Consider the following 12683-nt stretch of genomic DNA (forward strand, 5'->3'; position numbering starts at 1 on the left):
CATTTGTATGCAGAATGAGGAAGGATTTACTCTGTTAGAGATGCTATTAGTAATGGTTGTCATAACTATATTATTACTATTAATTATTCCAAATGTAGTTACACAGCGTTCATCGGTCCAAGGAAAAGGGTGTGCAGCTTACGTGAAATCTATAGAAGCACAAATACAAGTATATCAATTACAACATAATAAAATTCCATCGTTAAAAGAACTGACAGATGAAAAGTATATTACAACTGATAAGTGCCCGAATGGCGAATCTATTCATATTTCAGATGATGGCGCAGTATCAATTAGGGCATTGTGAAACAACAGGGGTTTACTTTTTTAGAAATGTTACTCGTTTTATTTGCTATTTCTGTATTAAGTATAGTTACGTATTTTAGTGTTCATTCCTTATACGAGCGACAAAAAGTTGAACAATTTTTGAGACAGTTTTCAAATGATATTTTGTATATGCAGCAATTAGCGATAAATCGTCAAAAGCACTATACATTACGTTGGCATAAAGATAGAAATATGTATGCTATAAAAGAGTCAGGTACAAAGTATTATATCGTCAAGAGAGAGTATGAAGAAGATATACAAATTGATTTGCATACGTTTCCAAATCCGATGACATATAATCCAAGTGGGAATATTAATAGAGGTGGTACGATTATAATTTCATATCGAAATTATAAATATGAAATTGTATTTCAGCTTGGAAGAGGGAGATTTACGTATCGTGAAATGTCAAAAAGGATCCATAATGGCTGAAATGATTGTATCGTTAAGTATTTTAATGATGGCTGTATCGTTACTACTACCGCAAACAGTATTAGTTATGCAAGAAAGAAAAAATATACAAATTCGTTATAAGGCATCTGGATTATTAAAAAAGGAAGCAATTATATATATGTATGGAAATGAAGAAAAGCGAATAATAGAAAAGAATATAAATGGAATTGTGTATTACACATATTGGGGAGGCAATGAAGTTTGTACCATGTGGAGAGATGTGAAAGACAGAGTGATGGAACAATGCTTTTATGTAGGAGAAAAAATAAATTAGAATTTGGTTTTTCATTAATAGAAATGATTGTATGTCTGTTTCTATTATCAATATTTTTTTTGCTCTTTCCCCGCCTACATTTCATTGAAATGGAAAATAAACAGACAAAAGGATTAAATGATTGGGAGTGGGATGTATTTTTAGGTCAAATGCAATTGGAGTTTCGTGAAGTATCATCTGGAGAACAGCTAGCATTTGAAAATGGAGAAAGTATTTTACGATTTCGATCGCGTAATGGGAGTGAAGTATCGTATGAAAAAGAGAATAGTCGTCTTATAAGAAAGGTAAATAGGCGTGGGAGGGAAGTTGTTTTACAAAATATTGGAACGGTTTCTTACAAACTAACACCTCATGTACTCATTATAAATGTGAAAGATACTAGCGGAAAAATATATGAAGGTGTAGTTATGCGATATAGTGAAATGGAAATGAATGTATGAGAGGGCAAAATGGGTTTACAATGCCTGGAACACTCATCTTTCTTATTTTATTAACTTCTTTTTTTATATACGAAACAAATATGTTGTTTACAGATAAAAATTTTTATATAGAAATAGAACAAAAGTTTTTACTGGATGAACTACTTAACCGATCTATTACAGATATAAAAAAAGACTTACAGCAAAAAGAAAAAGAAGGTGCATTTTTCTTTCAGTATGAAAAGGGAGAAGTGAGTGGAAATTATATCTTTGAAAATGATTTAATTCTCGTTGCGTTGCAGTGTACACTCAAACAGGAAGCTTTCTATACGGTGAGCTTTCGGTATAGAAAAAAGGATGGAAAAATAGTCGATTGGATAGAAGGATAATATGTAAAAAATACGAAGAAAAACCAGGGATTTCTATTGTAAATTGAATTGATTTTTTAGAAGAAATGGATAAATATAATGATTAAAAGTTTAAATTTTCTCAAAAAAGAGAAAGGTAGAAAGAATGTGATATATTCATGCTATCCAATCATTATTTTTAGGGAGAATAGGGAAATGACAAACAACAATCAAATAGGTGAAAATAAGGAACAAACTATTTTTGATCATAAAGGAAATACGATTATGACAGAAGATAGAGAAATACACATTATTTCAAAATTCGAAGAACCTCTTATTGTCGTATTAGCAAATGTACTAAGTGATGAAGAGTGTGATGAATTAATTGAAATGTCTAAAAATAAAATGAAGCGTTCTAAAGTTGGTTCATCACGTGATGTAAATGATATTCGAACAAGTAGCGGTGCATTTTTGGAAGACAATGAACTTACTTCAAAGATTGAAAAACGAATTTCATCTATCATGAATGTTCCTGCGTCGCATGGTGAAGGATTGCACATTTTAAATTATGAAGTGGATCAACAATATAAAGCACACTATGATTATTTTGCGGAACATAGTAGATCAGCTGCTAACAATCGTATTAGTACGCTTGTAATGTACTTAAATGATGTAGAAGAAGGCGGGGAAACGTACTTCCCGAAATTAAATCTTTCTGTACATCCTAGAAAGGGAATGGCAGTATACTTTGAGTATTTTTATCAAGATCAATCACTAAATGAGCTTACGTTACATGGAGGGGCACCTGTAACGAAAGGCGAGAAATGGATTGCAACGCAGTGGGTGAGAAGAGGTACTTATAAGTAAAAGCGAGTGTTACGTTTTGTTCTTCATAGTATAAGAACAAAACGTTTTTTTATTAAACAAAGTAGCATCTTTCGTTATAATAACAATTAATAAATGACGATTGAGAGGACAGAAAATGAAATCTATATACATAACCGGCTATATGGGAGCAGGGAAAACAACAATTGGAAAAGCATTAAGTCAAGAACTTCAAATGGATGTTGTAGATACTGATCAAAAAATCGAAGAGAAGCAAGAGAAGGCAATTCGTGATATTTTTGCCGAAGAAGGCGAAACGGCTTTTCGGGAATATGAAAGCGAAATGTTACGTTCGCTACCAGTCCATAATGTCATTATTACAACTGGTGGGGGAATTATTGAACGAGCGGAAAATCGCAAGTGGATGAAAGAGAACGGAACTGTCGTGTATTTATATTGTGATCCGCATGTAATTGCAGAGAGGCTTCGTGAAGATACGACACGTCCACTATTTCAAAAGAAAGATATAGATGCATTTGTAACGAAATTTGAATTACGCCGAGCTTATTATGAAGAGGCTCATATTCATATCGATACGACAAATAAGTCTGTAAAGCAAATTATGAATGAATTAAAGGAAAAGATTAATGTATAAAAAAGTGGACATACTAATCAAGTAGAGGTGATGATAATATGTCTACTAATGATTATGTTCGCTTTGTGACGCAGCAGTTTGTGTCGTATATGGATGCTCCAAAAGAAGATCGAAAACAAAAGAAAGAACAACGCCGTGCTGAAAAAGAGCCATTTATGAATAAGTGGTTTGGTGTTATGCCGCTGAGTGCTGCTTTGTTTTATCGAAATGTAAAAAGTAAAAGAAAAAAATCAAGTTAAATTTTAGTCATATGTCTAGCAAAATAAAGATCCCCTAGTGTCGTAATACACCAGGGGATTTTTATTTACTGCACGGATTCTTGTTCTTCCGTAACGGCATGTATTTTATTGTTCACCCATACGAACCCTATTCCGATACAAATAGAAATGCCCCAGCCGACAGCGGTCATAATCGCTCTCATTTCACCGTAGCCATCTACACCAAAAACAGAGATGAAATAAATTTTTAAGAAGCTTTTTAATATGAATTGTAGGCCGAAAAATAACGTTAAGTATTGTAGTGCTGGATAGATACGACTATCACGATACAGTTCACGACTTTTATCGCGGTCATGTCCTTGCAGCGCTGCAATATCCGCAGCGAAATATAACATGAGTGGTTTTTTTATGAAAATTGTACAGATGACGATAATACCGAGTACGATGTGATAATATGCATCATTCCACAACATTCGTTCAGCTGACCTAGATAATAGATCTACCGTTGTATTAGAAATGAGTGTAATTAAAATAAAGAACCCTGTCACGTTAAACTGTTTTTCTTTTTTAAAGGTATACAGTGTATAAATAATCCCCGGAACAGAGGAAAGTAACATCGCGTAATAAGGATCGATATAAGGTTTTGCAAATTTCCAAATGAGGAATGGGATTACGAGATAAAAGACAAGATCTAATATAGCTTTTTTATTTTGATTCATACAAAGCCTCCTTAAGTCATACATATATTTTATAATATAATTTCTGAAAATTGTATAAGGTTTAATGGGAAAAGAAAAAATATATCAATTTTTGAGGGATTAGTAGATTGAAAAAAATTGCCCCTAGCGTAGTAAGTTTTTTTAGTATATAATAAAGGAAACGCTTTCATTTTTAATTTGTTCACAAAATGGACGGAAAATCACATATTTACTATCGATATGTTGCTTTATAATGAAACTAATTAAATATACATGCATACAATATTGTGAAATAAATAACATAAATAATCTATATAAATGTAAACGTTATCAAAAGAGAGAGGTGGAGACAATGAGTAAATTTTTCTTCAATCATAATCCAGCAACAGTAGAGGATGGAAGGCTTGTTAAATATGCTGAAATTATTTATGGAGAAGGTGGCCGTTCTGTATTAGAAAATTTAATGGTGAAGGCATCTATCAGATTGCGTGATCGTTATCCGAATAAATCTGACGAGCAGATCTCGAACCTAGTAAATAAAGGCATCCATGATATGTTTCAAAAATATGTGAGCGAGTAAGAGTGGCCAATGGCTGCTCTTATTTTGTTGTATAAGGATTGTAACTCTAGCTGAAAATAAACATGTATTTTGAAAAACGCAAAAAGGAGTGGGAAAGATGAGCAATGGAATTGGACGTTCGAAAGAAAATCTTCCAACTGATGCAAATCATGTGAGCGCAAAGGATCGTGCACAGCAGAAACGTATGGCACAGAAAAAACAGCAAGAGCGTAGTGGCGATAGCGAGTAGGGTAGAAAATAGCTCAAAAGAGGCTCCTTCTAAAGCAGAAGGAGCTTCTTTAAGATAGAAAATGATTCGCGGTAACATAAAAAAGGCCACCGTTAATAATTTGCACTGTAATACGTGGTTCATACTGTTCTTGCAGAGCTTGTTTTTCAATTTCATAGCTCTCAGGAAGTTCGTCACTTTCTTCATAAAAACGGTTTAAAAGGTCTAGATCATGATTCCAACGCACTCTTGCTTCTTTTGCCCACGTATGGTCATCTTCTGCAATTATATTTTTTAAAGCGTCTTCTATGCGTTGTAAACCACTTTGAGGTTTAATGATGGGCGAGAGCGTAAAACAAAAATCAGGTATTTTTGGTGTAAGTTTAATGTTTGTTAATGTTTCATGAAAGTTTGCCATCATTGTTCCAGAAATGAGATGAATGCCAATCGAGTGAAGGATGTCTTTTTTTCGATCACATTGATAGGAAACTTTTATATTAATACCGAGCCAAGGGTGGAGCGGTGTATGTGTTGCCCCATTATGTCTTACATCCTCATATAAACGTATGTAAGAGCCTAATTCTTTTGTCGTTTGGAAAATTTGATGTAGACGTGGTGAACCGTAGTGAATAAGCTCACCATCATTTTCTTCATTTTCTGGATTTGTAATAAGAGTAAGGCGCATCGGATTCGGTACGCCTCCTGTTTTCTCAAGATAGTGCCAATAAAAAGGGCGATTCATTAATAATTTATCCATCTCAATTGTTAACTGTACATCTAATAAATGAGGAGAACGTTCTAAAATTTCACAGTTATTCGCCTCAAAGAAATTGTATAAGTAATTATGAATTTCATGTTGCTGCATAGCCTTGCACCTCAGCTTCATTTCGTTTCGCAAAGTCGATTATAGATGTTAAGTTTTCCATCTTAATTCTAATTTCACCTTCGCTTTTTGATTGCGCGAAAATTTCTTGAATGTGCGCGTCGATGTTTTTCATATTAATTCTCGTTAAAATTTCATCGAGTTCACCGATAACACGCTCGAATAAGTTGATTTTTTCATATAACAGTTTCAGAATATGTTCTTCAACAGTATGCTTTGTAGCTAAGTTATAAATATGAACATCATTCTTTTGACCGAGACGGTGAATACGTCCGATTCTTTGCTCAAGACGCATTGGATTCCATGGCAAATCATAATTGATCATATGGCTACAAAACTGTAAGTTAATGCCTTCTCCGCCAGCTTCCGTTGCAATTAACACTTGGGCACGATTTTGGAAAAGTTCCTTCATCCAATCTTTCTTCCCGCGTTTAAATCCGCCGCGGAATGGGACAGAAGAAATACCGTGTTGTTGTAAAAACCATTGTAAGTACATCTGTGATGCTCGGTATTCCGTGAAAATGACGACTTTATCGTCAATTTCTTTTATAAGCTCTAGAGCTTTAGTTGCTTTCGAGTTGAAAGGAATATGATTAATTTTGTCCATTAGCACATCGATATGTGGATCTTTTATATAATGTTCATTTTCTTTCTGTCTTTTTTCTACATGCTTTTTCAATGAATAGTAAACAGCCTCACGACTACTGCACGCTTCTCGTTTTAAAGTTAACGATGAGAAAGCAGATGTGAAGGCGTCTTGCCCTCGCCAATTTTCGATATCATTATATAGAGCTTGTTCTTGTTCATTAAACTCAACAAAAATTGTACGTACATGTCTCTTCGGCCAATCGATACCGGTATTATGTCGTCTATTTCGCACCATTACTTTGTTAATGAGAGCTTTTAAGTCTTCATCTGATTCGGCTGAGCGATTTTTGGAAGCGTAATATTCTTCAAAGTTGGATTGATTGCCTAAATGTCCTGGCTTTAATAAAGAAACAAGGTTAAAAATTTCATCAATCTTATTTTGAACAGGAGTAGCGGTTAGTAATAAACAAAACTTCTTTTTTAATCGTTGTGCAAATTCATAGTTTTTTGTTTTATTATTTTTCAGTTTATGTGCTTCATCGATAATAATAAGGTCATATTCTAAGTTCAACACGATATCGCGATGTGGTGAACGTTTCGCAGTATCAATTGATGATACGATTACGTCAGCTTGTTCCCACGAGTAGCTTTTCTTTTGTGCTACAGCGGGAATGAAAAACTTTGTATTCAGCTCGTATGCCCATTGTGATACGAGAGAGGCTGGGACAAGTATAAGTACCTTTTTCACAAGCCCGCGGACCATGTATTCTTTCAAAATAAGTCCAGCTTCGATTGTTTTTCCAAGACCTACTTCATCTGCTAGAATCGCTTTACCATTCATTTGTTCAATCACATTTTGAGCGACTTCTAATTGATGCGGAAGCGGCGTGAAATGGGATAAATGTTTCGGTGCTTGTAGTCCATCAAAAGTAGGAACAAGTAACGATTTTTCTGTTTCATAAGCTAAGTGATATAAATCCCAGTTTGTCCAAGGACCATCTTCATCAATTCTATTTAAAAAATTGTTTTGCCACGTCCGATCTACGGAAATATCGACATTCATTACGACTCTCCCACCTTTTATAAACTAAAGTAATTATTTTTTAATGTATGATGATTTGCCTCAAAAGAAGGCATAATTATCGTTATTAAAGGCTATATGATAGACAATAATAAAGTATTAAATCTCAAAAGCTGTATTTATTGTGTTTTAAAATAAAAAATTCTAAATTATTTTTTATGCTAGAATATTGATGAAATATAGCGAATGATGTTAGGATAATGGTGTGAAATGTGTGGAATCTTTCGTATTTTATCCAAGAAAGTGATTTTTTATTTACGCTTTCATAAAAAAATATAATGAGATTCCGTATATCCTATCTTTTCAGAATGAAAATGTTTAGAAAAAGGAAGCAACTTTTATTGATTTGTCAAAGCATAAGGGGGAGAGAGCATGATTACATTACAACGTACACCGTTATTTGATGTATACGCGAAGTATGGTGGGAAAACAATCGACTTCGGTGGTTGGGAATTACCAGTTCAATTTTCAAGCATTAAAGAAGAACACGAAGCTGTACGTACAGCTGCAGGTTTGTTCGATGTGTCTCATATGGGAGAAGTTGAAGTAAAAGGTGTAGATAGTTTAGCATTTTTACAACGTGTTGTTACAAATGACGTATCTACCTTAAAGGTAGGGGGCGCACAATATACAGCTATGTGCTACGAAAATGGTGGTACAGTAGATGATTTATTAATCTACAAACGTGGTGAAGAAGACTATTTATTAGTAATCAATGCATCAAATATCGAGAAAGATTACGAATGGTTAGCAAGTCATGTAATTGGCGATGCGACAGTAGTCAATGTTTCTAGTGAAGTTGCACAGCTTGCAATTCAAGGACCAAAAGCAGAAGGCATTTTACAAAAAGTTGTGTCAGAAGATTTGAAAGAAATTAAGTTCTTTAAATTTAAAAACGATATTCTTGTAGATGGAATTCCAGCACTTGTATCTCGTACAGGTTACACAGGTGAAGATGGATTCGAAATTTACTGTAAGAGTGAAGATGCTGCAAAACTTTGGGAGAAACTTCTTGAAGTTGGAGCAGAAGAGGGCTTAAAAGCATGTGGTTTAGGTGCTCGTGATACACTTCGATTCGAAGCAACATTACCACTTTATGGACAAGAATTATCAAAAGATATTACACCGATTGAGGCTGGAATTGGCTTTGCGGTAAAAACAAATAAAGAAGCAGACTTCTTTGGAAAAGCAACGTTAAAAGAGCAAAAAGAAAACGGTGCGCCTCGTAAATTAGTCGGCATCGAAGTAATCGAACGTGGAATTCCTCGTACGCATTACCCTGTATTTATTGGTGAAGAAAAAATTGGGGAAGTAACGAGTGGTACACAATCTCCAACGTTAAAGAAAAGCATTGGTTTAGCACTAATTGATGTAAAATACGCAGCAGTTGATACAGAAGTAGAAATTGAAATTCGTAATAAACGCGTCAAAGCAGTAGTTGTTCCAACACCATTTTACAAACGTTCAAAGTAACGGGGAGAGGGGTAGATTTCATGTTGCATCGTTATCTTCCAATGACAGAAGAAGACAAAAAAGAAATGTTACAAACGATCGGCGTTCAAACGATCGATGAATTATTCTCTGATATTCCAGAGAGTGTTCGTTTTAAAGGGGATTTAAAAATTAAAGAAGCAAAATCAGAGCCAGAGCTTTTAAAAGAGCTATCTCAAATGGCTAGTAAAAATGCTAACTTAAAAGAATACGCTTCTTTCTTAGGAGCAGGCGTATACGATCATTATGCTCCAGTAATTGTAGATCATGTTATTTCTCGCTCAGAATTTTATACAGCTTACACACCATACCAACCGGAAATTTCACAAGGGGAATTACAAGCAATCTTTGAATTCCAAACAATGATTTGTGAATTAACAGGAATGGATGTAGCAAACTCTTCTATGTATGACGGGGGTACAGCTTTAGCTGAAGCGGCAATGTTAGCAGCTGGCCATACTCGCAAAAAGAAAATTCTTGTATCTAGCGCGGTTCATCCAGAATCAAGAGCAGTACTTGAAACGTATGCAAAAGGTCAAAATCTTGAAGTTGTTGAAATTAATCATAAAGATGGTGTAACAGATTTAGACGTATTACAAAGTGAAGTAGATGATACAGTTGCTTGTGTAATCGTTCAATATCCAAACTTCTTCGGACAAGTTGAAAAATTAGCTGATATTGAAAAAATCGTTCATCAACAAAAATCATTATTTATCGTTTCTTCAAATCCATTATCATTAGGCGCATTAACACCACCAGGGAAATTTGGTGCTGATATTGTAATCGGTGATGCACAACCATTCGGTATTCCAACGCAGTTTGGTGGACCGCACTGTGGTTACTTTGCAACAACGAAAGCATTTATGCGTAAAATTCCAGGACGTCTTGTTGGACAAACTGTAGATTCAGATGGTAAACGTGGATTTGTATTAACGTTACAAGCACGTGAACAGCATATTCGCCGTGATAAAGCGACGTCTAATATTTGTTCAAACCAAGCGTTAAATGCATTAGCAGCTTCTGTTGCAATGACGGCACTTGGCAAACAAGGTGTGAAAGAAATGGCACGTCAAAACATTTCTAAAGCACAGTATGCAAAACGTCAATTTGAGGCGAAAGGCTTCACAGTAACATTTGCTGGGCCATTCTTCAATGAGTTTGTTGTAGATTGCAAACGTCCAGTGAAAGAAGTAAACGATGCATTATTACAAAAGAATATTATCGGTGGTTACGATCTAGGCCGTGATTATAAAGAGCATGAAAACCATATGCTTGTAGCAGTAACTGAGCTTCGTACAAAAGAGGAAATTGACACACTTGTAAACGAAATGGGGGCTATCCAATGAAGAACCAAGACCAAGCACTTATCTTTGAAGTGAGTAAAGAAGGACGCATAGGATATAGCTTACCCAAATTAGATGTAGAAGAAGTGAAACTAGAAGATGTGTTTGAGAGCGATTATATTCGAGTAGAAGATGCAGAGCTACCAGAAGTATCTGAACTTGATATTATGCGCCACTATACAGCACTTTCAAACCGTAACCACGGTGTTGATTCTGGATTCTATCCACTTGGATCTTGTACGATGAAATATAATCCGAAAATTAATGAGAGTGTAGCTCGTTTCGCAGGATTTGCAAATATTCATCCACTGCAAGATGAAAAGACAGTACAAGGTGCAATGGAATTAATGTATGACTTACAAGAGCATTTAATTGAAATTACAGGTATGGATACTGTTACTTTACAACCAGCAGCTGGTGCACACGGAGAATGGACAGGTTTAATGTTAATTCGTGCATACCATGAAGCGAATGGTGACTTTAACCGTACGAAAGTAATTGTACCTGACTCTGCTCACGGAACGAACCCGGCATCTGCAACTGTAGCTGGTTTTGAAACAATTACAGTAAAATCAAATGAAAATGGCCTTGTTGACTTAGAAGACTTAAAACGTGTTGTAAACGAAGAAACAGCAGCACTTATGTTAACAAATCCTAATACATTAGGTCTATTCGAAGAAAATATTTTAGAAATGGCAGAAATCGTCCATAATGCAGGCGGTAAGTTATACTATGATGGTGCAAACTTAAATGCGGTATTAAGCCAAGCACGCCCAGGAGATATGGGATTTGACGTTGTGCATTTAAACCTTCATAAAACATTTACAGGTCCTCACGGCGGTGGTGGCCCAGGTTCTGGTCCAGTAGGTGTGAAAGCTGATTTAATTCCGTACTTACCAAAACCGATTTTAGAAAAAACGGAAAATGGTTATCACTTCAACTACGACCGTCCAGAAGCAATTGGTCGTGTGAAGCCATTCTATGGTAACTTCGGAATTAACGTTCGTGCATACACGTATATTCGCTCTATGGGTCCAGATGGCTTGCGTGCAGTAACTGAGTATGCTGTATTAAATGCGAACTATATGATGAGAAGATTAGCGCCATTCTACGATCTTCCATTCGATAGACATTGTAAGCATGAATTTGTATTATCAGGTCGTCGTCAAAAGAAACTTGGCGTACGTACATTAGATATTGCAAAACGTCTGCTTGATTTCGGTTACCATCCACCAACAATTTACTTCCCATTAAATGTGGAAGAATGTATTATGATTGAGCCGACAGAAACAGAATCAAAAGAAACATTAGATGGTTTCATTGATAAGATGATTCAAATCGCTAAAGAAGTAGAAGAAAATCCAGAAGTTGTACAAGAAGCACCGCATACGACAGTCATTAAACGTTTAGACGAAACGATGGCTGCACGTAAACCAGTTTTACGTTATGCAAAGCCAGCTCCTGTACAAGTTTGATTAGAATAACAAAAGGAGAACTCGCTGCGGCGGGTTCTTTTTTTGTATGGAGAATTTGTGCAGAAATAGTGAAGAAAATGTTAAAAAATTATATTTTTTGTTTCCTAATGGTGTAAAGGTGTAGTTTTATAGGTAGTTTTGTTGAAAAAGTCGGTTTGATAAAAGTATTTATTTTTGTTAGAATTTTATTGAAATTAAGAAGATGTGATGAGGCAAAAATTACTCATTTTTATGTATATGTGAAAAAACGAGCAAGACGGGGGTGAAAGTGTGGGATATCGATGTTATAGAATGGTATACCATTTAGAAAATGGAGAAACAATTAAAGATGTAAAAGAATTTTGCTATCGAGACCAAGGGAAAGTGTTAGAAAGAGTAGCAAATCGTGTAATGGATAATAGAGAAGTGACGGCGATTGATAAACAAGGAACAATCATTTCAATAGCATGTGAGGACATTGTAAAGGTGGAACTTGATTACATAACAGAAAGTTAACCTTGAGTCATATCGAATTATTCGATAAAATAAACTGTTGAATGGTGAAGTGAGAAGAGAGGAGTTTATCATGGGTAGTACAAGACACTTTTATATGTTTATCTTAGCGTTTGTTCTTGTTGTGGCATTAACGATTTACTTAATCGTTGACAGCAGCTGGTACAACACGGTTCATCCGGCATTCCTTCTGTTTATGTATATAGGAATTGCAGTAGTAAGTTTCGGAATGAGAGACGAGATGTTAGATCGCTTTGAAAAGTGATACATATACGAAAGACCAACAGGAAAATGTTGGTCTTTTTTTCTTGCCAAAAATAGGATGC

General features: G+C 35.2%; 19 protein-coding genes. 15 read left to right on the forward strand and 4 right to left on the reverse strand.

Annotation, left to right across the window (positions count from 1 at the left end; translation table 11 throughout):
* Positions 1-7 precede the first annotated feature (7 nt).
* The 8 genes from comGC to OXT04_RS15090 all read left to right on the forward strand — a co-directional run bounded on the left by comGC (position 8) and on the right by OXT04_RS15090 (position 3539).
* Positions 8-307, forward strand: coding sequence for a competence type IV pilus major pilin ComGC (comGC, locus tag OXT04_RS15055; RefSeq protein ID WP_001178687.1), 300 nt, complete (start codon positions 8-10; stop codon positions 305-307).
* A complete protein-coding gene (gene comGD, locus OXT04_RS15060; RefSeq protein WP_000813141.1) occupies positions 304-759 on the forward strand; it encodes a competence type IV pilus minor pilin ComGD in 456 nt (151 codons plus the stop codon). Before comGC ends, comGD begins: the two co-directional genes overlap by 4 nt.
* Positions 752-1054: a hypothetical protein gene (locus OXT04_RS15065; protein ID WP_000829462.1), complete on the forward strand. Its 303-nt coding sequence runs from the start codon at positions 752-754 to the stop codon at positions 1052-1054. Before comGD ends, OXT04_RS15065 begins: the two co-directional genes overlap by 8 nt.
* Complete coding sequence (gene comGF, locus OXT04_RS15070) at positions 1024-1494, forward strand: competence type IV pilus minor pilin ComGF (RefSeq protein WP_141548224.1); 471 nt, start codon at positions 1024-1026, stop codon at positions 1492-1494. The genes OXT04_RS15065 and comGF overlap by 31 nt, the downstream gene beginning before the upstream one ends.
* On the forward strand, positions 1491-1862 hold the full coding sequence (gene comGG, locus OXT04_RS15075; protein WP_023523011.1) for a competence type IV pilus minor pilin ComGG: 372 nt from the start codon (positions 1491-1493) through the stop codon (positions 1860-1862). The genes comGF and comGG overlap by 4 nt, the downstream gene beginning before the upstream one ends.
* A 174-nt stretch (positions 1863-2036) precedes the next feature.
* Complete coding sequence (locus tag OXT04_RS15080) at positions 2037-2687, forward strand: 2OG-Fe(II) oxygenase (RefSeq protein WP_000183863.1); 651 nt, start codon at positions 2037-2039, stop codon at positions 2685-2687.
* Positions 2688-2802: 115 nt separating this feature from the next.
* Positions 2803-3300: a shikimate kinase gene (locus OXT04_RS15085; RefSeq protein ID WP_000836660.1), complete on the forward strand. Its 498-nt coding sequence runs from the start codon at positions 2803-2805 to the stop codon at positions 3298-3300.
* Positions 3301-3338: 38 nt separating this feature from the next.
* A complete protein-coding gene (locus tag OXT04_RS15090; RefSeq protein ID WP_000106083.1) occupies positions 3339-3539 on the forward strand; it encodes a YqzE family protein in 201 nt (66 codons plus the stop codon).
* A 65-nt stretch (positions 3540-3604) separates the two neighbouring features.
* On the opposite strand, the gene OXT04_RS15095 is transcribed toward OXT04_RS15090, so the two are convergent.
* Positions 3605-4237 carry a VC0807 family protein gene (locus OXT04_RS15095; RefSeq protein WP_097821467.1) on the reverse strand — a complete coding sequence of 211 codons (633 nt, stop codon included), beginning with the start codon at positions 4235-4237 and terminating at the stop codon, positions 3605-3607.
* A 141-nt stretch (positions 4238-4378) separates the two neighbouring features.
* A complete protein-coding gene (locus OXT04_RS15100) occupies positions 4379-4495 on the reverse strand; it encodes a hypothetical protein (protein WP_001987222.1) in 117 nt (38 codons plus the stop codon).
* Between the two features lie 73 nt (positions 4496-4568).
* Between OXT04_RS15100 and OXT04_RS15105 the strand changes: the two genes are divergently transcribed.
* On the forward strand, positions 4569-4796 hold the full coding sequence (locus OXT04_RS15105) for a hypothetical protein (protein WP_000032702.1): 228 nt from the start codon (positions 4569-4571) through the stop codon (positions 4794-4796).
* Positions 4797-4893: 97 nt separating this feature from the next.
* The gene (locus OXT04_RS15110) at positions 4894-5025 is read left to right on the forward strand and encodes a hypothetical protein (RefSeq protein WP_000064665.1); all 132 of its coding nucleotides are present in this window, start codon (positions 4894-4896) and stop codon (positions 5023-5025) included.
* Between the two features lie 49 nt (positions 5026-5074).
* Here OXT04_RS15110 and OXT04_RS15115 read toward each other — a convergent pair whose 3' ends face one another.
* Both OXT04_RS15115 and OXT04_RS15120 read right to left on the reverse strand, forming a co-directional pair.
* On the reverse strand, positions 5075-5869 hold the full coding sequence (locus tag OXT04_RS15115) for a YqhG family protein (RefSeq protein ID WP_001183963.1): 795 nt from the start codon (positions 5867-5869) through the stop codon (positions 5075-5077).
* Positions 5856-7538, reverse strand: a complete 1683-nt coding sequence (locus tag OXT04_RS15120) for a DEAD/DEAH box helicase (protein ID WP_001100040.1) — start codon at positions 7536-7538, stop codon at positions 5856-5858. The genes OXT04_RS15115 and OXT04_RS15120 overlap by 14 nt, the downstream gene beginning before the upstream one ends.
* Positions 7539-7928: 390 nt before the next feature.
* On the opposite strand from OXT04_RS15120, the gene gcvT reads away from it, so the two are divergent.
* From gcvT to OXT04_RS15145, 5 genes are all read left to right on the forward strand, one after another.
* Entirely contained in the window at positions 7929-9029 is a 1101-nt protein-coding gene (gene gcvT, locus OXT04_RS15125) for a glycine cleavage system aminomethyltransferase GcvT (protein WP_000631769.1), read from the forward strand.
* Between the two features lie 20 nt (positions 9030-9049).
* Positions 9050-10393, forward strand: a complete 1344-nt coding sequence (gcvPA, locus tag OXT04_RS15130; RefSeq protein ID WP_000903240.1) for an aminomethyl-transferring glycine dehydrogenase subunit 1 — start codon at positions 9050-9052, stop codon at positions 10391-10393.
* Complete coding sequence (gene gcvPB / locus OXT04_RS15135) at positions 10390-11865, forward strand: aminomethyl-transferring glycine dehydrogenase subunit 2 (protein ID WP_000795702.1); 1476 nt, start codon at positions 10390-10392, stop codon at positions 11863-11865. Before gcvPA ends, gcvPB begins: the two co-directional genes overlap by 4 nt.
* 291 nt (positions 11866-12156) lie before the next feature.
* Complete coding sequence (locus tag OXT04_RS15140; RefSeq protein ID WP_000262496.1) at positions 12157-12360, forward strand: DUF3929 family protein; 204 nt, start codon at positions 12157-12159, stop codon at positions 12358-12360.
* 70 nt (positions 12361-12430) lie between these two features.
* The gene (locus OXT04_RS15145) at positions 12431-12622 is read left to right on the forward strand and encodes a hypothetical protein (protein WP_000535933.1); all 192 of its coding nucleotides are present in this window, start codon (positions 12431-12433) and stop codon (positions 12620-12622) included.
* The last annotated feature ends 61 nt before the right edge of the window (positions 12623-12683 follow it).

The sequence above is a fragment of the Bacillus sp. GC_Bacil_1 genome, from assembly GCF_026540675.1.
Classification (GTDB): Bacteria; Bacillota; Bacilli; order Bacillales; family Bacillaceae_G; genus Bacillus_A; species Bacillus_A cereus.